Source organism: Candidatus Phytoplasma solani, assembly GCF_040126175.1.
In the GTDB taxonomy this organism is placed as follows: Bacteria; Bacillota_I; Bacilli_A; order Acholeplasmatales; family Acholeplasmataceae; genus Phytoplasma; species Phytoplasma solani_A.
The window spans coordinates 157,910-178,614 of the sequence record NZ_CP155828.1; the positions used below are offsets into that span (position 1 = coordinate 157,910).

The 20,705-nt window shown below is 25.5% G+C and carries 16 protein-coding genes; 2 read left to right on the forward strand and 14 right to left on the reverse strand.

All coding sequences use genetic code 11. The annotated features are described in order from the left end of the window. Positions 1-125: 125 nt before the first annotated feature. Entirely contained in the window at positions 126-518 is a 393-nt protein-coding gene (locus PSOL_RS00870) for an Hsp20 family protein (RefSeq protein ID WP_349402065.1), read from the reverse strand. A gap of 317 nt (positions 519-835) precedes the next feature. Here PSOL_RS00870 and PSOL_RS00875 point away from each other — a divergent pair, with 317 nt between their 5' ends. Next, complete coding sequence (locus PSOL_RS00875) at positions 836-3,625, forward strand: S1 family peptidase (RefSeq protein ID WP_349402066.1); 2,790 nt, start codon at positions 836-838, stop codon at positions 3,623-3,625. 47 nt (positions 3,626-3,672) lie between these two features. Here PSOL_RS00875 and PSOL_RS00880 read toward each other — a convergent pair whose 3' ends face one another. The 5 genes from PSOL_RS00880 to yihA all read right to left on the reverse strand — a co-directional run bounded on the left by PSOL_RS00880 (position 3,673) and on the right by yihA (position 10,301). Next, positions 3,673-4,512 (reverse strand): energy-coupling factor transporter transmembrane component T family protein, encoded by an 840-nt coding sequence (locus PSOL_RS00880; protein WP_349402067.1) that lies wholly within the window; start codon positions 4,510-4,512, stop codon positions 3,673-3,675. Next, positions 4,509-6,230, reverse strand: coding sequence for an ABC transporter ATP-binding protein (locus PSOL_RS00885; protein ID WP_349402068.1), 1,722 nt, complete (start codon positions 6,228-6,230; stop codon positions 4,509-4,511). Before PSOL_RS00885 ends, PSOL_RS00880 begins: the two co-directional genes overlap by 4 nt. A 92-nt stretch (positions 6,231-6,322) precedes the next feature. Beyond that, a complete protein-coding gene (locus tag PSOL_RS00890) occupies positions 6,323-6,865 on the reverse strand; it encodes an ECF-type riboflavin transporter substrate-binding protein (RefSeq protein ID WP_349402069.1) in 543 nt (180 codons plus the stop codon). A gap of 71 nt (positions 6,866-6,936) precedes the next feature. After that, entirely contained in the window at positions 6,937-9,531 is a 2,595-nt protein-coding gene (locus PSOL_RS00895; protein WP_349402070.1) for a valine--tRNA ligase, read from the reverse strand. A 188-nt stretch (positions 9,532-9,719) separates the two neighbouring features. After that, positions 9,720-10,301 (reverse strand): ribosome biogenesis GTP-binding protein YihA/YsxC, encoded by a 582-nt coding sequence (gene yihA / locus PSOL_RS00900; RefSeq protein ID WP_349402071.1) that lies wholly within the window; start codon positions 10,299-10,301, stop codon positions 9,720-9,722. 218 nt (positions 10,302-10,519) lie between these two features. Between yihA and holA the strand changes: the two genes are divergently transcribed. Then, a complete protein-coding gene (gene holA / locus PSOL_RS00905) occupies positions 10,520-11,497 on the forward strand; it encodes a DNA polymerase III subunit delta (RefSeq protein ID WP_349402072.1) in 978 nt (325 codons plus the stop codon). Here the strand turns inward: holA and PSOL_RS00910 are convergent, their stop codons facing one another. From PSOL_RS00910 to ftsH, 8 genes are all read right to left on the reverse strand, one after another. Further along, entirely contained in the window at positions 11,498-12,076 is a 579-nt protein-coding gene (locus PSOL_RS00910) for an L-threonylcarbamoyladenylate synthase (protein ID WP_349402073.1), read from the reverse strand. After that, on the reverse strand, positions 12,069-13,133 hold the full coding sequence (gene prfA / locus PSOL_RS00915; protein ID WP_349402074.1) for a peptide chain release factor 1: 1,065 nt from the start codon (positions 13,131-13,133) through the stop codon (positions 12,069-12,071). The genes PSOL_RS00910 and prfA overlap by 8 nt, the downstream gene beginning before the upstream one ends. Positions 13,134-13,257: 124 nt before the next feature. Further along, positions 13,258-14,601: a replicative DNA helicase gene (dnaB, locus tag PSOL_RS00920; RefSeq protein ID WP_349402075.1), complete on the reverse strand. Its 1,344-nt coding sequence runs from the start codon at positions 14,599-14,601 to the stop codon at positions 13,258-13,260. Then, entirely contained in the window at positions 14,598-17,132 is a 2,535-nt protein-coding gene (rplI, locus tag PSOL_RS00925) for a 50S ribosomal protein L9 (protein ID WP_349402076.1), read from the reverse strand. Before rplI ends, dnaB begins: the two co-directional genes overlap by 4 nt. A gap of 164 nt (positions 17,133-17,296) precedes the next feature. Continuing rightward, positions 17,297-17,533, reverse strand: coding sequence for a 30S ribosomal protein S18 (gene rpsR, locus PSOL_RS00930; RefSeq protein WP_349402077.1), 237 nt, complete (start codon positions 17,531-17,533; stop codon positions 17,297-17,299). Positions 17,534-17,554: 21 nt separating this feature from the next. Further along, positions 17,555-17,965 carry a single-stranded DNA-binding protein gene (locus tag PSOL_RS00935; protein WP_349402078.1) on the reverse strand — a complete coding sequence of 137 codons (411 nt, stop codon included), beginning with the start codon at positions 17,963-17,965 and terminating at the stop codon, positions 17,555-17,557. A 215-nt stretch (positions 17,966-18,180) separates the two neighbouring features. After that, entirely contained in the window at positions 18,181-18,462 is a 282-nt protein-coding gene (rpsF, locus tag PSOL_RS00940) for a 30S ribosomal protein S6 (RefSeq protein WP_349402079.1), read from the reverse strand. Positions 18,463-18,871: 409 nt separating this feature from the next. Continuing rightward, on the reverse strand, positions 18,872-20,647 hold the full coding sequence (gene ftsH / locus PSOL_RS00945) for an ATP-dependent zinc metalloprotease FtsH (RefSeq protein WP_349402080.1): 1,776 nt from the start codon (positions 20,645-20,647) through the stop codon (positions 18,872-18,874). Positions 20,648-20,705: the final 58 nt, after the last annotated feature.

Genomic DNA, 20,705 nt, shown 5'->3' on the forward strand with positions numbered 1-20,705 from the left:
AAAGCTAGTCTTGTTTTTATAAGCTCGCTTTTTTTTTAATCTACAATAATTAAATTTGAAAAAAACAAAAAAAAGACTAACTTTTTTTCGAGTTAGTCTTTTATTATAAATTCTATTATTATGTTTTATTGCAATTCTAAATAACGTTTTTCTTCGATTTTATTTTTTTCTTTTTTAGCAATGGTTAGTTTTAATAACCCTTCTTCTAAACTTCCTTGAATATCTTCTAAAGTAAACCCTTCTCCTAAGTAAAAATTACGTCTAAAAAGTCCTTGTAATCTTTCTTTTCTTAAAAAATTATTTTCTTCTTTTTCACTTTCTTGGGCAGTTTTAGCCTCAACAATCAAATAACCTTTCTCTAAAGCTACTTTAATATCTTCTTTCTTAAAACCCGGTAATTCAATAGTTATTAAATATTGATTATCTTTTTCTTGAACATCAGCTTTCATAATAGATTTAGTTTCAACAAATAAATCTTCAAATAAATCTTTTTCTTGGTTAATTAAATTAAATAACATTTTTATTACCCCCCTTTTTTTTTACATTTTTAAAAACAACTTTTTCATCAAACTTAAAGCAATTCTTTAAGTTCAATTTTATTTTAACAAAAAAAAATAGCACTGTCAACTCCTTAGTGCTATGTTTTTCTAAGATGATTAAATAGTATTTTAAGTTAAAATATTAATGAAAGATGTTAGTAAAAATATAAAAAATCAAATAAAACTTAGATAAAATAAAGAAATGAGTGTTTATTTAATTGAAAAGAATTAGTTATTATCAAAAGTTTATTCTCTTTTTTGGCATATCCATTTTTTTTTGGATAGGTTTAATTCAATTGATAAATTATCCTCAAAAAGAACATACTCATCATAATGATTTGCCGAGCAAAAATATTGAATATTCCGAAAAAGAAAAAAAAATTGATGAAAAAATAAAAGAATTAGAACCAACAGAAAAAAAGTTAAAAGGTATACTAAAAGAAGAAGAACAAAAAAAATCCGAAAACATTAAAAAACAGCAAAAGCAATTATGTCTTTTGCAAATAACTAATAACAAAAAAACTTTAGGAGTTGTTATTCACCAAGAAATAAATGAACTACAAGAAGAAAAACAATATTGGATTATTACACCTAAAACAACAGATAACCAAACACAAGATAATGTAATAATTCAACTTCAAAATCAAGAATCTTTAGATAATAAGGAACAAGGAAAATTAATTCAAGGTCAAGACCGAAAGATGCCAGCAAAATTAAAAAATTTTTTGAAAGATTTTGATATTATTACTTTTAAATCTAAAAAAGTTTATGAAATTATTTCATTAGATAGTCAAAATGTCGGCAAAAAATATTTTCAAGGACAAATACTATATTCTTTTGTGATGGCACCTTTAGAAGTAATAGCTTTTCAAGAAAGTTATGTTAGTGAAGAAATTAGTAAAAAACAACAGGATGAAGAGATTCAAATCCCTGTTTATAGTCGTAATCATTCTCAAAATCAACAAACTATTTTTTTTACCGAAGAAGGTAAATTAATCGGTTTTTTAATTCCTGCTCAAAACAAAAATGAAAAAGGTATTAAATATTTAAAAGTTATACCTCCCATAGAACAAACCACAACAAACAATTATACAGTTTTAAACGCTAGTGATTCATCACCTTTTTCACATTTCGAAAAAGATTTGAATACAGTTACTGTCTGTGTTAATACTGGTTTTAGCTTAGGAACGGGGATTATTGTTAAAAAAAAAGATTCAGATAATTATTATGTTTTAACTAATCGTCATGTAATTAAAACATTTTTTTATGAATCATTAAAATTATTAAACAACATAAACCCAATAACTCTAACAAATAAAAATTTAGGATTAAAAGAAGTTGAAGCCAAACTTTTTGCTTTTATTAGAAATAATCGCGAATATGATGATATCGCTATTTTAACTTTTAAGATGGATTCAGAAGAAAATAAAAATAAAATTGATTCAATTATTAACAAATATATTGATTTTAATGAAAACATAAAAATACCTATCACTCAAGGAGAGGAAGTTTATGCTTTGGGTTGTCAAAAAGGGTTACAAGAAACAAAGAAAACTATTTCTTTTATTGAATGGTTTTTTCAATTATCTCATCAAGAAAGGAATAAATACAAAAAAAATTTATTCAAACAAGGAATTATTTCTTATTTTAACGAAAGAGAAATTAATTCTGATATGACTTTAGATCCTGGCAACAGCGGTGGTCCTCTTTTTAATTCCAAAGGAAAACTAATAGGAATGAATAAAAGTTATTATAAAGATGTGCGTATTTCCCAATCTATTAATCTTAACCACATTAAAAAACAATTTTACTCTATATTAAACAAACATAAACAAAGTCCACAAATAATTTCTTTTGAATCACCAGAAAAAGAAAGTTCCATCACTGAAGAAAAAATAAAATATTTATCCAAAAATTTAGAAGAAATAAATGTTCAAATTATTTTAGAAGATTTATTAAATTTAAATCAAAAAACAATTGATTTCAAAAGAAAAAATAATTTATTTAAAAACAAAATTTTAACAATTCAATTACACGGATTAGAAACATTGCAATTTGTTGCTTGTAATTTCGAAAAATATGAACACTTAGAAATAAGTTGGAGATATGATTCAGAAACCAATATTTATTTTTTAACGAGCAAAATTTATATCAAAGAAAACCCTAGTATTCCCATCTATGAAGAAAACATTGGCATTAAAAAAGAAAATATTAATAAATTATTTTTAGTATTTAACATAAAAAACTTTTCTTATGATAATCTTTTAAATAAAAAAGAAGAAGAGTTGAAACTAAACGCTAATTTAATTGAGGAGAAAAACATTACGGCAATTATTAAAAAAGAAATCTTACAAACTTTAGTTTTATGTCAAAACCACCAAAATAATCAAAATCCTTCTTTAGGTGTGATAATTAACAAAGAAAATTTAAATGACAAAAATAAAAAGTTTTTATATACAGTTCTTTTACAAAAAAGTGATATCATAAATCTAATTAGTCCTCAAATAAAAATCACTATTCAAACTCCTTATGGTCTTCAGGATGAAGAAGGTAATTACCAATATATAACAACACCATTCAATCATTTTAGCTATATTACTTTTGTTTCTAATAAAAATTATCCAATAGCTAAAATAAAATTAGAAGTTGAAGAAAAAAAATTATTAGGAGAAACTATTTATTTAATCAGTGATTGTAATGATGTTTCTGATAAAGCTTTAGCCCCTCATATTTTTCAAAGTCATTTAGCTACTGAAATGAACCAAGAAAAACCTCAAATAATGGTAGATACAACCTTTTTAAAAGAATGTTTCAATCCTAACAACAACGAACATTATAATAATTGGTTTATTTTTAACTCCCAAGGAAATTTAATCAATGTTTGCGATAAAAAAGATATTGCAACTTTCAACAAGCAAGCATTTCCTTTTATTGTTTTTCCTCAAATCAATATGACCTCTCCTAACCCTTTTTTAAGTGTTAACTGGATAAAAATTTATATTTTTAGCTTTTGGGCTTTTTTATGTGCTACAATTTTTATCATAATCGATTATCAAAATCAAAAAAAAGGTAAATATTATTTGTAAGCAAAGAAATCATCCAAAAATAAAAATAAAAAATCCCCTTCTATTATTTAAAGGGGATTTTTTGCAAAAGGATAGTAAAATCTTTGATATTTGAATAACAAGTATACACTTAATAATAACAGATTAATACCCAAGAATAAAGTTAGTAAATCTAAGAAGGTTAATTTTTTTTGATAATACCAAGTTCTTTTTTGGTTTTTACCAAAACGCCTTAATTCCATAGCGTTAGTAATAATATCAATTTTTTCTAAATTAAAAAAAATTAAAGGATAGATGACAAGCGATATTTTTTTGATTTTTTGGATTATTTTAGTAATAAAATTATTATTTTGAGGAATTTTCATACCGCGTGATTGTTGTGCTGAAGAGATGTTTTGAAAATCTTTTTGTATTTCGGGAATATAACGAATGGTCAACGCTAAAGCATAACTAATTTTATAACTAACCCCCCATTTATTTAAACTAACTGCTAGTTCGCTTGGGTTGGTAGTTAAAATAAAAACTAAAAATAAAGGAATAATGCAACAATACTTTAAAATCAAATTTAATTGATAAAAGAGTTGTTCTTGGGTAACAAAATAACAAATAGGGGTTTTAGAATGATATACCTTAATACCATGTTGGTTAAAAAAGAAAAAAATAATAAGATTGTTGATCAATAAATAAAAGAAAAAACCTTTGACTACAAAAGACACTTGATACCATTTAATTTGAGCACTAAAAAACAAAAATAAAGATAAAAAAGCAATTCCTAATAAAAACCAAATATGATAAATCATCATAGAAGCAATTGAAATCAAAAGCAAAAAAAATAATTTTGTAGCTCCTTGAATTTGGTAAATGAAATTTTTTTGCTCTTGATATTTCAAAGTAAAATTTTGATTCATTTTAAATAGAGCTCCTTGTTGTGATCTATAATATATTTGATGAAACTAGCTTTATTTTGGGGTTTAATTTTGAATTTATTGATTAAATCAATCATACTAATAGTTTTTAATCCTGCTTTTTGTATTAAAAGATCATCAGTTAAAATAGAGATCGGATCATTTTGAGCAATAATTTTTCCTTTTGACAAAATTAATGTTGTTTGAGTGTATTCCAAAATTAAAGGCATATCGTTAGTAATAATAATGATAGTAGTACCTTTTTTATTTAATTTTTTTAAAAACAACATAACTTTAGTATAATGATAAAAGTCTTGTCCTGCTGTTGGTTCATCTAAAACAATGATTTGCGGTTGTAAAACTAAAATAGCAGCAATGGTCAATCTTTTTTTTTGCCCAAAACTAATAGCATTAATCGGCCAAGAAGCAAAAGGAGATAAATCACAAATATTTAAAATGGATGTAACCTGCTGATTAATTTCTTTTTGAGAAAGTTTTTGTAAACGTAGCCCTAAAGCCACTTCTTCAAAAACAGTTTTTTGAGACAGCATATGATAGGGATTTTGTGTGACAAATCCAACTTTAATATTTTTTGTCTCCGATAAAAAATCTCCCCATTTAATTTTCCCTTTTTGAGGAATTAACAAACCAGTAATAATTTTTCCTAAAGTACTTTTGCCACAACCATTAGGTCCGATGATACTAATCATTTCGCCTGCAAACAAAGTTAAAGAAAGGTTATCTAAAATATTTTGGTTTTTGTTAGGATTACGATAAGTAATATTTTTAAGTTCTAATAACTTTTGATTATCATTTAAAAATAGTAAGGGAGTTGATTTTGGTTTTATTTTTAATGATGAATTCATAAAAACAATAAATTCTTTAAAAAAATTATCAATAGTAATTTTTTTAAGATTTAATAAATAATTAATTTTAGTTAAATCAATCTTGGCAAATCTTAAAACTTGAATATAAGATGGTTCTTTAATTCCTTGTTGAAGTAAAATTTTATTCTTAATGATTTGTTCACCTGTCATATCAGCAATTATTTTGCCATCTTCAAAAACTATTACACGATCAAAAGAATCATCAAGTATATCATCTAAATAATGTTCAACCATTAAAATAGTATTTTTATTTTCTTGATGCAACTGATCAATTAAAGAAATAATTTGACTACGCATTTTTGGATCAACATTAGATAAAGATTCATCAAACAATAAAATAGAAGGGCTATAAATCAAAACGCCAGCCATAGTGACTAATTGTTTCTTTCCTTCTGATAAATCTTGAGGTTTGTGATGCAAAAAAGAGGTTAAATTTAATTTTTGTGCCCATTGGTTAACTTGTTGATGTATTTTTAGAGAAGCAAGAGCATCATTTTCTAAAGCAAAAGCAATATCTTCTGCCACCGTTAAGCCAACAAACTGATTATCTGTATCTTGCATTATGGTGCCTACTTCTAAAGATAAATCAAAAATACTAGTTTGCGGTATTTTTTTTTCTTTAATTGTAGCACTTCCTGTTATTTTACCATGATAACTATGAGGAATTAATCCGTTAATACATTTGAGAAAGGTTGATTTACCACTACCATTTTTGCCAACAATTAAGATTTTTTCACCTTCATAAATAGTGATATTAAGATCAGTTAAAGTATTTTTTTTTTGACTATAATATCGAAAACTAAAATTTTTAAAAATGATTAATGGTTTTTTCACGAATTCCTCTTTTTGAATAATTAATAATCTAAAAGTAGTAAAAAAATAAATAATTTATTTATTTTTAAAATCTATTTGACAAATCACTGGTTTTAACTTAAAACTTCCTTTTTAACATAATTATTAGAATATTTCAACATTAATGAAATTCCAAACAAACTATAAGAAACAATGTTAGAGATAACCACTAAAAAACCTTGAAAAAAGACTAATGCACAGGGTTGTGCATAAATCCATAAATCAGATATAGGGGCAATTAAACCAAAAACTAAACAATTAGCAAATACTTGGTATAACCAAAAAGAAATAATTTTTTTAAGATTAAAAGGTTGGTGTTTTAAATCAATTGTTTTTTGAGGTAAACCATAAAGAAAACCAAGAATACCAGAACAAATAACCCAATTAAAGCAAACATTACCAAAAATAAGAAAATCTTTAATAGTGTGACCTAAAAGACCTACATAAAAACCAACTATAGGTCCAAATAAAACTGCTACAAAAACTAAAAAAGGCGAAGAAGTTTCTAAAACGACATTATGTCCAATAGGGATGGAAGCAAAACAACTTAAAATCACATAAATGGCAGCACTAACAGCAATAGTCACAGTTTGTTTAACAGAAGTAAGGTTTGTCATTGGTTTTTAGCTTTTCCTATATTTCTAAAAGGACACAATATACCAAAAAAAAAGAATATGTTTGAAATACATTAAGAGTTGTTTTTTTCTAATAATTTTTGGTATTGTTTACAATAAGTTTGATATTTCTTTTTTTCAATGGCAATTTTTTGTGACGAAGCTTTAGTTAAAAATGATGGATTATTTAAGATATTTTCACTTCTTTTAATTTCTGATAAAATCATTTTTTTTTGTTTTAAAAAATTAATTTCTAATTTATTTTCGTTTAAACGTTCGAAAACTTTTTGATCAATATAAAGATTTATCTTTTTTCCTAAAAATAAAAGAGTTTTGTGAGGTTCTATTACTTTGTTAGTTATTTTAAAATGATTAGCTTTAAAAAATTTTTTTAACGTATTTGCTAAATTAAGCCAATTTTGCTTTTGGTCAGAAACTACTTCTAATTCGATATCTAATAAAGTTTGATTGTCTAGTTTGTATTTATTTCTAAAATGACGCATTTGTGTAATTAATTGCTTTAAATCTTTAAAATCTTGTTCATCTTGAATATTTTGATATGTCACTTCTGATAATAAAGTTTGAGTTATATTTTTTTTATCATCAAAATAACAATAAAGAGCGTCAGTGACAAAAGGGATAAAAGGATGGAGTAATTGTAAAATATATTTCATAATATAAACTAAAAAAAATTGTGTATTTTGATTATTTTTACAATTATTTAAATCATGTTTCACAAATTCTAAATGCCAATTAGCAAAATCTTCCCAGACAAAATGATATAAGATTTGGCCGATTTCTTTTAATTCGTATTTTTGATATAATTGGGTAATTTTTTTAGTAGTTAAAGATAATTGAGTTAAAAGGGCAATTTGAGGCAAAGTCAACTTCTTAATATCAAAACAATCCTCTAATGTATCGGTGTTTAGTTTAATAAAACGAGTAATATTCCATAATTTATTAATGAAATTCCAAGAAGCTTTTATTTTGGTTTCGTCATACAATAAATCAAATCCAGGAGAAACACTTGTGGTTAAAAAAAAACGTAAAGAATCGGTGCCATATTTATGAGTTATATCTAAAGGATCAACACCATTACCTTTCGATTTAGACATTTTTTGTCCTTGACTGTCCCTGACTAAGCCATGCAACAAAACATCTTTAAAAGGATCTTTTTTGGTTAACAAAATACTTTGAAAAACCATTTTAGAAACCCAAAAGGTTAAAATATCATATCCTGTTACTAAAACATCAACTGGAAAACGTTTATGAAAAAAACTGTTTTCATTCGGCCAATCTAAAGTACTAAAAGGCCATAAAGCCGAAGAAAACCATGTATCTAAAACATCACAATCCATATTCCAGCATTTTCCAGGACTTTCTATTTGAACTTTGATTTCTTTGTCTTTGTGCCAAGCAGGAATAGGGTGACCCCACCATAACTGACGTGAAATACACCAATCTTCAATATTGTTTAACCAATTATTAAAAATATTTAAAAAACGCGAAGGATAAAAATTAATTTTATTGCTTTTTAAAGCTTCTTTGGCGATAGCTTTAGTTTTTAAAAACCATTGCAAAGAAAGTCTTGGTTCAATAATGGCCCCTGATACACTGGAATAACCAATTTGATGGAAATGATTTTTAATTTTAGTAATTATTTGTTTTTTTTCTAAATCTTTAACTAAATTGGTGCGACAAATAAAACGATTTAATCCTTGATAATCTCCAGCTAAATCGTTCATAGTTCCATCTTCATTCATACAAAGAAAAGTTTTTAATTGATGTCTTTGAGCTACCCCAAAATCATTTACATCGTGCCCCGGAGTAACTTTGACAACTCCTGTGCCAAATTGAGGATCAACATAAGTATCACCGATAACAGGAATTTGGATGTTAGTTTCAGGGATAAAAACTTTTTGACCAATATAAACTTGATAACGTAAATCATCTGGATGAACCATTAAAGCTTGATCAGCAAACATCGTTTCTGGTCTGGTAGTAGCAATTTCTAAAAAAGGATTTTTTTGCCCTTGCAAAGATAAATCATGAGTTGAAACTAAAAAATATTTAAGATAATATAATTTACCTTCTATTTCTTGATAATTAACTTCTACATTTGACAAAGCTGTCTTAGTTTCGGGATCCCAATTAATAATTTTATAATCACGATAAATAAGACCTTGATGATATAATTTAATAAAAACATCTTGAACTGTCTTGTTTAAATCAGGATCAAGGGTAAATTTTTCAAAATTATAATCTAGATGTAGTCCTAAAGTTTGCCATTGCTTTCTAATGTTTGTGGCATATTTTTCTTTCCATCTCCAAGCGTATTTTAAAAAAGTAGTTTTATCTAAATTTTTAGTTAAAAGACCTGCTTTTTTTAAATGCTCTTTGACTTTGTTTTGTGTGGCAATTCCTGCATGATCCATTCCAGGAAGGAAAAGAACATCAAAACCTTGAAGTTTTTTGAAACGTATAATAATATCTTGAATAACATTATTCCAAGCATGTCCTAAGTGAAGTTTTCCTGTAACGTTTGGAGGTGGAATAACAATAGTAAAACTTTTTTTATTGCCAGTATTGTTAGATTCAAAATATTTGTTAGCTAACCATTTTTGATATCTTTGCAATTCAACTTCTTTAAAATCATATTTCTTTTGCATATAAAAAGTATCCTTTTTTATTTTTTCAATTATTAAAATCAGTTAAATTTTTTTTAATTTTGTAAAAATAGTTTCTTTTTTTGTTATTAAAATGTTATAATATTATGAATATATATTTGTTAAAAAAATAACTAAAATGATTATAAAAAAAGAAATGTTAACAATAAAACTTAAAAATTTGGAATAGGTTAAACATTTTTGATTAAAGAAACAAGAAATTCTTTTAAAGATTCTAACCCTTCTTGCTTGGTTGAAGAAACTAAAAAAAAATGTTTAATACAAGAAAAATGATGCATTAGTTTTTTTAATTGGTTTGATTGAAATGTTTTTTTAACTTGGTCTTTTTTGACCAATATCAAAATCAATTCAAATTTAGCTTTAAGAAGAGCTTGATGAATCCTATCATCTTCTTTGGTAGGGCCTACTTTAAAATCAATTAAATGACATATTGCTTTTAATTGATTGCTTTTTTCCAAAAAAGATATAATCATTGGCAATAATTGTTTTTGAATAATTTTACTCCTTTTGGCATAACCATAGCCTGGAGTATCGATTAAATAAAATTCATTATTAATGTTATAATAGTTCAAAGTTATTGTTTTTCCTGGAATTTTAGAGGTTTTAGCCAGTTTTTTTCTTTGAGTTAAAGCGTTAATAAAAGTGCTTTTTCCGACGTTACTTCTACCCATTAAAATAATTTCAGGATATTTTTCCAAAGGACAATCTTGAATATCAGTAATGCTGCGAATAAAAGTGGCTTTTTTAATCATATTATTACTTCCTTTTTATATTATATGAATAAAAATCATAATTCCTGTCTAAAAATTTTTTTAAAAACTAAATTTACAAATTTCATTATAACAAATGCAAACTTTTTATAATATTATATTTTGTTTATTATTTTATTGGATAAAATTATTTTTTGATAAAATAATTAATAGTCGATACATTAATTAAATTTGTAAAAAAATAGAAAAGTAGGTTTTTTATGTTCGAACATCAAATATACTTGATTTCAGGAAAACAAAGGTTTTTTCTCGAAAAAAAAATAAAAAAATTAATTAATTATTTTCAAAATAAATCTTTTGACGTTGTTTATTATCAAATGAAAAAAGATCTTTACATTGATTTAGAAAAAGAATTAAAAATAGTTTCTTTGTTTCGCAAAATCATTATTGTTGATCAAAGTGAAATTTTATTACAAAGAAAAAAAGAAGAATTAACTTTTTTAAATTATTACTTGAAAAACCCTTCTCAAGAAATTTTTTTATATTTTTTTGCAGAAAAACAACCTTATAATACTGAAACTTATCAAATATTTAAGCAATATTGTTTTTGTGAAACAATTGCATTTTTAGAAAAAAAAGATTTTTTTACTTATATTTTAACATCTTTTGAAAAAGAAGGTTTTCAAATCGAAAAAAAAGCTATTTGGAATTTATTAAAAGACACCAATTATAATCTTTTTTTTTTAAGTCAAGAAATTAAAAAATTAAAATTATGTCAATTTGAAAATAAAAATATAACTTATCAATTAGTTGAAAAATTAAGTATTTTTAAGAAAAAAGACAATATTTTTACACTAATTGATTTTTTTTTAAATAACAATAAAATTGCTGCTTATAAATTATATCAAAAATTAAAAGCACAAAAAAACAATAATTTTCAAATACTATATCAATTAATTAACAAAATCAAAGATTTATTATTAGTTAAAGATATGATAAAGGAAAACTACAATCAAGAAAAAATATCCCAAATTTTAAAATGTTCTTCTTCAAAAACATTTTTTTTAAACAAAGAAGTCCAAACTATAAAATCAACTCCTCAATCTTTAAAAAAACATTTTTTAACTTTAATAGAATTAGAATATCAAGCCAAAATAGGAGCTATCAATCTAAATATCGGTTTAGAATTATTTTTCTTAGGAAAAAATAATATTTTTAATACTGAAATAGTATTATAATTATTCTTTTATAACTTTTTGAATGGTTTCTTTTTTAATGTTTCCTTGTCTTAAAATAATCAATTTATTAGTGGTTGCATCAACAATAGTAGAAGATACTTTCGAAATAGGAAAGTTGTTGGGATAAATAAAGAGTACTTTTTGACAATACATTTTATAAATGATATTGTAATCATTTAAAGGGGGACCCCCACTTTCATTAACAGAAGTAGTTTTTAAAGGTCCATGTTTTTTCAAAAGAGATAAAGCTAAAGGATGTTTGGGGACTCTTATACCTATTGTTTTTTTTCCTGTTGCTTCAAAATAAGCAGTTTGAGTTTTTAAAATTAAAGTTAAAGGGCCTGGCCAAAATGATGCAGCTAATTGATAACTGATTTCGTTTAATTGGACTAAAATTTGAGCTTCTTGCAAAGAAGCGCATAAAACAATAATCTCTTTTTCTAAAGATCTTTTTTTAAGTTGATAAATTGTTTGTAGTCCTTTTCGATCATACAATTTAACTCCCATGCCATAAACTGTATCTGTTGGAAAAATAATAATGTTGTTAAATGACAAATTTTTTTTATTTTTGTTATTCATTTTGAGTTAATTTTTCTTTTTGTGCCGCATCAATTAAAGGTTCAATAATAAAATCTAATTTACCTTCCATAACAAAGTCTAACTTTTGCAAAGTAAGTCCAATGCGATGATCTGTAACTCGATTTTGGGGATAATTATAAGTTCTAATTTTTTCACTACGATCCCCTGTTCCAATCAAACTTTTACGATGTTTATTTTCTGCTTCTTGTTTAACAGCCAACATTTGATTATAAATTCTTGCTTTAAGTAAAGTAAAAGCTTTTTCTTTGTTTTCATGTTGACTTTTACCTTCTTGACAAGCAACATTAATTCCTGAAGGTATATGTGAAAGTCTAACAGCTGATTTGGTAGTGTTAACAGATTGTCCTCCAGGTCCACTTGCATTAAAAGTATCTATCCGAATATCATTCCAATCAATTTTGATTTCTATTTCTTTAGCTTCAGGCAGAACTAAAACAATTGCAGTTGAAGTGTGAATGCGCCCTTGAACTTCGGTTGCAGGTACTCGTTGGACTCGATGAACTCCTGATTCATATTTTAAAAAAGAATAGATATTTTTTCCTGAAATTAATAATTCCACAGAAGATAAACCACCTTTAATGCTAGGATTTAAATTTAGAATTTCTACTTTCCATTTTTTACTTTCAGCATATTTAATATAAGTTCTTAGTAAATCGGCTGCAAAAAGATTAGCTTCATTCCCTCCGACAGCCCCTTTGATTTCTAAAATAACATTTTTTTTATCTTCGGGATCTTGAGGTAATAATAAAATACGTAATTGTTTCCAAAGATTTTTTTTTTGGTTAAAAAGAGATTCTTTTTCTTTTTGAGACAACTCAAAAATTTCTTTGTCTTGTATTTGAACTTGATTAAGAACTGCTTCTATTTGAATTAATTGTTCTTCTAAAACTAAATATTTTTGAAAAAGTTTTACTATTGGCTCTACTTTACTTAAATTTTTTAAAATTTCAATTTTATCAGATATACTTTGATTTTGGAGTAAAAGTTGTTGCCAAGTTTGATATTTTTGGTGAATTTTTTTTAATCTTGCAAGCATATTTAACTATTACCTCTTTTTTTCATCAAATTTATTATTATTTTATCAATAATTTCTTAAATACTGTTTTTTTAAATAAGTCAACTTTATTCTAAGAAATTATTTGCTCAAAGTTTTATCAAAATTAATTTTCGATGATATAGGGTTCGATTTCGGAAAAAAACATAAAATCAAAATTAATGTTAAACTCACGAATTCCAATCGCACCTTGACGATTTTTAGCGATAATTACTTGAGTTTTACCGGTGTTTATTTTTTTATCTTTTTGATAATAATCTTCTCGATATAAAAACATCACAATATCAGCATCTTGTTCGATTGAACCTGAATCTCTTAAATCTGCTAAAATAGGTCTTTTGTCTTCTCTTTTTTCAACATCTCTTGATAATTGGGATAAAGCAATCACAGGTATTTTTAATTCACGCGCCATTTGTTTTAAACTTTGAGAAATTTCTGCCACTTCTTCTTGACGGTTATGTTTTTTGGTTTTATGAATTAATTGTAAATAGTCTATCATAACAACATCTAGTTTTTGTTGAGTTTTTAATTTGCGACATTTGGCTTTGATATCTAAAATATTAACCGTAGCTGAATCATCAAAGTAAACATTTAATGAATTCATTTTATCAATAGCCATCTCTAAAATTAATTTATCTTCTTTGTCAACGCGACTTAATTGAATTTTTTTGTGTTCTACTTTGGCAACAGAACTTAACATCCGCATCGCTAATTGTTCATTTGACATTTCTAAACTAAAAATGGCAATATGTGGATTATGATTATTATAACTAGGGTTAGCAACATTTAAAGCTAAATTAAGCATAAAAGTACTTTTACCCATAGAAGGTCTTGCTGCTATAATAATAAATTCTTCTGGTTTAAAACCTAAAGTAATGTTGTTAAGGTTTTCAAAACCAGTTGAAAGTCCTACTAAATCTTTTTTACGTTGTACTTGAATATTTTTATTTTTAATCTCTTTTAACAAATTTTTTAATTCTAATAAATCACTAGTTTTTTTTCTTTGAGTTAAATTAAATATTTTTTCTTCAGCTTCATCTAAATAACTTTGAACATCGATATCCTCATATCCTTTTTGTGCCAAAAAAGAAGCAGCTTCAATAATTTCTCTTTTGAGGGCATTTTCTTTGATTAAATCAATGTATGTTTCTAAATATTGACTCGAGGGAGTCATTTCAACTAATTCAATTAAATAGTCAATATTGCCAATTTGACTTAATAATTGTTCATTTTCTAAGATGGAACTAACAGAAACATAATCAATTTTATGTTCTTCTTGATGTAATTTTTTCATCGCTTTAAAAATATATTGATGTTTGGTGTCATAAAAGGCATTTTCGTTAATCATATCAATAGCAAAAGAAATTTTTTCTGGATTTAACAATAAAACCCCAATTAAAGCACGTTCTGCTTCAGGACTAAAAGGTTTATTTTTATGATATTGGCTCATTTATTTTTTCTTTCGATAACGTTTAGAAAAAAAGTAGCTTTGATTTGTTCTGTTAAGTTAACATAAACATGATAAATCCCAACAGAAGTAATCTCATTTTCTAAAGAAATTTTTCTGCGATCAATTATAATGTGATGTACCTTTTGAAATTCATCAGCAATTTGTTTTAAAGTTATTTTACCATAAACCTTACCTTTAGGACCTACTTGAATATCTAAAGAAATGGTTTTATCATCAATCTCTGTTTTTAGTTTTTGCATTAAAAGTTCATAATTTTGTTTTTTTTGTTTTTCTAAAATTTGGTTTTGTTGAATTTTTGCTAAATTGTTTTTATCAGCTAAGAGCGCTTTTTGAGTTTGAATTAAAAAATTACCATATCCATTATTAACTTTAATAATATCATGTTTTTTCCCTTTGTTAGGAATATCAGTTAATAAAATAATTTCCATATTTGCGTCTCCTTTTTCGTATTCCAAGTTTAATAAATGCTTTAAATTTTGAATTACTATTTGAACGTTGTCGCCTTCAATTTGAGTAGCAGCACTGTTAAAATGACCTCCGCCTCCCATTTGTTCCATAATAGTTTGCACATTAATTTGATTGTAAGAACGAGCACTAATAGCTATTTTATTTTCAGCAATTTTGGCTATCATAAAAGCAGCATCAATACTGCTAATATTTAAAACATTTTCTGCTACTTGAGCTAAAAAAGAACGATTATCATAAATTTTATTACTGCCAATAATAGCAAAACGGTCCATAAAAATTTCCATTTTAGAAACCAATGCATTGGTTTCTAAAACGTTATCAAAATTTTTGCGTAACCAACTTTTAACCTTTATCCCATCAGCTCCCCAATCTTTTAATCGGGAAACAACCTCAAAAGTACGCGAACTAGTTCGATAAATGAAGGAATTAGTATCAATTAAAATACCAGCATACATAATGCTTGCTTCAAAAGAAGTAATTTTTATTTCCTCTTCTAAAAAATCCATAATTTCAACTAATAATTCAACCGTCGAAGAAGCAGAAGAATCGACATAAGCAAAAATAGAAGGAATAATTTCTTCAGTTGCTCGATGATGGTCAATAACAACAATATTATTAGTTAAAGATAATAATTCAGGACTATTAAGTGTATCTTTAATTTGGGTATCAACTAATACAATAGCATCATTAGAGTTAATCATTTGAGAAGCTTTTTTAGTGGTAATAATATTAATAAAAGGCGATGTTTCTTGTTGAAGTAATTGCTGATAAACAGGAAGAATACTTTTATCTAGTTTTGCTTCGTCAACAATAATATAATGATTAACTTCTGGTTTTAAACTAAAAGCTATTTTATAAAAAGCAATCATAGATCCTAAAGAATCTAAGTCAGTGTAATTATGACCCATAATGAAAAAATGAAGATATTTTTTAACAATATCAACTAAATTTTGAGCATTAACACGGATACTAACTTTGGATTGTTTACTTAAAGCAGCTATTTTAGCACCAAAATATTTAATTTTTTTATTTTCAATGTTAACAACTACTTGATCACCGCCTCTTTTTTGTGCTAATTCAATCGCGTTTTGACTATAAATTGATAATTGGTCGTAAGGTAAATTCCAACAAGCAATCCCCATCGAAAGAGTTACTTTTAATTGATATTTATGAGATATTTTTCTGACAGTATCTAAGATACTAAATTTATTTTCTAACATTTTATCTAAATTTTGACGATTCAAAAGCAGTAAAAAACGATCGTCTATTAATTGTTTTAGATAGCCTTCGTAAGGTTCAATAAAATCAGATAAAGCACTTAAATATTCGCCTTGAATTTGAGATTGATCCGAAAGATCATAACGAATCAAGGATTCTTCTAAATTATCAAAAGTAATCATCGCTAAAGCTAAAGATTTGTCTCGAAACAATTGTTTAATATTTTCTTTTTCGGTAGCATTAAATAAATAAAAAACATTTAAATCTTTTTTGTAAAAGCATTCAAATTTTTCTTTTTTTAAAGTAATAATTGTTTTTTCTTCTTCTTTTTCAGTCAGAAACAACATTGATTCATTGATTTTGCTTAAAGGAGTATTAATTTCGGGATTTTTTAAAATCAAATTAGCATAAGGATTTAACCATTGTATTTCTTTGCTATTTGAATCAATTAAAATAATTCCAATCGGAAGTTCATTTAAAACCTCTTCACCAATTTGACTAACATGAAAAGATAATTTAGACCATAAAGTTAATTTAGCTTTTAAACGCTTATTTTGGTTATTTTTTTTAACATATAACAAAAAACTAATAATAAAGGATATTAAAGTAATTTTACCAAAAAAAGCAAAAACCCAAAAAGTGAAGTTGCTTGCAAGATTATCATTTTTATGACGTATATCAGGGTTTTGATTGTTAGTCAAAACATCGATTTTTTGAAAAAAATCTGATATAGATTTATAATCATAGATCAAACCTAGCAAAAATAAAACAATAATCGCAATAGTTATGATTAATTTGATATTATGTTTGTTTTTAAGAAACATAAAAATTATCACCTGCCTTTTGTTTTAAAAATAATAAAAAAATTAAAAAATTAATTTGTCTTTAAAAAAAGGCATTCATATCTTTTTATCAACCACAAAGTTTTTTAAAGTACAAACAATGAAAAGAAGCAACATTAATAAAAAAAACAGGATTATACCTGTTTTTATTGTTGGATAAAAGGGATTAAAGCCATATGACGAGCTCTTTTGATAGCAACTGCTAAATGACGTTGCCATTTAGCTGAAGTATTAGTAATTCTTCGAGAAAGAATTTTTCCACGTTCAGTAATAAACCTTTGTAAAAGTTCTATGTCTTTAAAATCGATTTTAGTAAAACTATGTTCAGTAAAATAACAAACTTTATGACGTTTTTTGAAAATATTTCTTTTGATGTTTTTCATTTTTTTTATCTCTTTCCAAATTTAAAAAGGTAAGTCATCATCTTGTGATTCTTCTTGTTTGAAATTGTTAGATTGTGATGTTTCGTATTCCGCGTTATGTTCTGGGTGTGTACTTTTTTTTGATTCTAAAAAGTGAATATTACTGCAACTAACTTCAGTAGTCCAGTTAGTTTTGCCATCTTTTTCCCATTTTTCAACTCGAATACTTCCTTCAATACCTAATAAATTTCCTTTAGAAATATACCTGCTTAAATTTTCTGCTTGTTTACGCCAAACGATACAGTTAATAAAATCAGTTTTTTTATTTTCTTCTTGATTGCTAAAGAATCTATTTACCGCTAAAGTAAATTTAACATAACTAGTATCACTATTATGAGTTTTTAATTCTGGATCTTTAGTGATTCTTCCAACTAAAATAACTTTATTAATCATACTGATAAAATCTCCTTTTATATCTATTCTATATTTTCTTATTAATATCAAATAAAACTATACTATATAATAATTTTATTAATTTATTTTTTTATTATGTAATTGTTTTGAATTTATTTTTATTATTATTCCGCCCTTTGTTTTAAACTTAATAATAATTTTAAAAATTACAAACCCATTATCTACTTTTTTTTAACTACAAAGTTATTTGTTATTTATTCTTTAATAATAATAAATCTAATAATTTCTTCAGTGATTTTAACGATACGATTAAATTCTAAAACAGCTTCATTATCGGTTTTTGTAATGAACCAATGATAATAACCTTTTTTATGGTTATCAATAGGATAAGCTAATTCTTTCAAACCTATCTCTTTTTTTTCTAAAATAGTACTAGGTTTTTTGCTAAAAATACTTTCTAAATGAACGTTAATTTTTTTCACTTCGTGATTATCTAAATTAGGTCTTAAAATATACATAATTTCGTACTTTTTCATATTTTTCTCCTTATGGCCTATAAGGTCTTTATATTATAATAAAGACAAGGAATAAGCATGTATCTATAATTTTTTTTACAAGACATTATTATTATAACAAATTTTTAGTTTATTGTTGTTTTTATTTATAACTTATTGATATATTTTTAAACTTTTTGAAAAAAGAACTTAGTTTAAGTATACAACTAATCAGTTTTATTGTAATAGGTGCGGTGTTCCAAAAAATCACTATCACCCCCAGAAACAAGTTGAGTTTTTTTAAAACAATAAGCTGGTAAATTGGGGTTGTTTTGGTAAAAGATTTTATATTTAATCGGAGTTAACTATTTCGCGTTTGAAATTGTAAACATTAATCTCTTTGACTTCTAAAAATTTAACTTTTTTATTTTATTTTGCAACTAAAGTTAGATTAAATTAATTTTTCAATTTTTTCTCGAGTAATTGTTTCTTGTTCTAAAAGCGTAACTACTATTTTATCTAATAAAGATTTATTTTCTTTTATAATAATTTGAGCTTGCTTAAAACATTCATCGATGATTTTTTTTATTTCTATATCAATCGCTTTTTTATCTGAAAATTCGGAATCTTGTACTGGTCCTAATTCACTCATGCCATATTTAGTTACCATTAAGCGAGCTATTTTAGTTGCTTGTTTAAAATCATCATAAGCACCACTAGAAACATCATCAAACACTAATTCTTCAGCGACTCTTCCCCCTAAAAAAGAAATAATATTTGCTAACATTCTTTTTTTAGAAGAAAAGAAAGTTTCTTTTTCTGGCATCATTAAATTATAACCCCCTGCAGAACCTCGAGGAATAATAGTAATTTTTTGAACAATTTGTGCATGAGGTAATTTGATACCAATCACCGCGTGTCCAGCTTCATGATAAGCTACCATTTTTCTTTCTTCTTCTGTATATTTAATAGACTTCTTTGTTGGTCCCATTAAAACACGGTCGATTGCTTCTTCTAATTCAGTCATTGTTATTAAGTCTTTTTGGTTACGAACAGTTAAAATGGAAGCTTCGTTTAAAACAGCCCCTAATTGTGCACCACTCATACCTGGTGTTTGTTTCGCTAATTGATGGAAATCAATATCATTAACTATTTTTTTATTACGAGCGTGAACTTTTAAAATAGCTTCACGTGCTTTGACATCAGGTAACCCTACTTTAAAAATACGGTCAAATCTACCAGGTCGTAATAAAGCAGGATCTAGGATATCAGCGCGGTTAGTAGCGCCAACAATAATAATACCTTTAGATTGAGTAAAGCCATCCATTTCAGTTAAAAGTTGGTTTAAAGTTTGATCTTTTTCTCGAGAACCACCAGAAAAATTTCCTCCTCTTTTACCACCTAAAACATCTATTTCATCAATAAATAAAATACAAGGAGCGTTTTGTTTGGCTTCTTGAAATAGTTTTCTGATACGGCTGGCACCAACTCCAACATACATTTCAACAAATTCAGAACCTGAGGCGGCATAAAAAGGTACTTGAGCTTCACCAGCTAAAGCTTTAGCTAATAAAGTTTTTCCAGTTCCTGGTGGTCCTTCAAGTAAAACTCCTTTTGGAACTTGAGCTCCAATGGAGGCATATTTTTGAGGTTGTTTTAAAAAATCAATTAATTCTTTCATCTCTTCTTTTTCTTCTTCATTTCCTGCAACATCTTGGAAAGTAAAAAGAGATTTTTGTTTAGAAGATACTAAAGGATTGGTATTTAATCGTCCTGATGTTTTTAACATATTATTAATTATGTAAAAAATAAAAATAGTATAACCAATAAAATTAAAAATTTGAATAAACATTAAAATATTATCGCGATATTTAAGAAAAAAATTTTTTTCTGGATTTTCTAAAAAAACTTCTTTTCCTTCTATATTATTTTGTAAAAAAATTTTTACGATACTAAAATCATCTTGCGGTAATAAAATTTGATATTTAGAATTATCTTTTTTTATTAATTTCAAATAAAAAAATTTTGGATTATCGTGCAGCATCGAAATAGTAATATGTTTATAATTTTCATGTTCTTTTTGAAAATCCGAAAACGATGTCAAAGACGATTGATAAACATTATTATCTAAAAATAAATCCAAACACCATATAAATAAAACAAAAAAGCAAATAATAAACAAAACTCTTAACCCAATTATAATTTTTCTATTATAAAATTTATTCATTTGTTTCAATTCAAATTCCTTTCTTTATTGATTCATTTTTTATATAAAATACATTTTT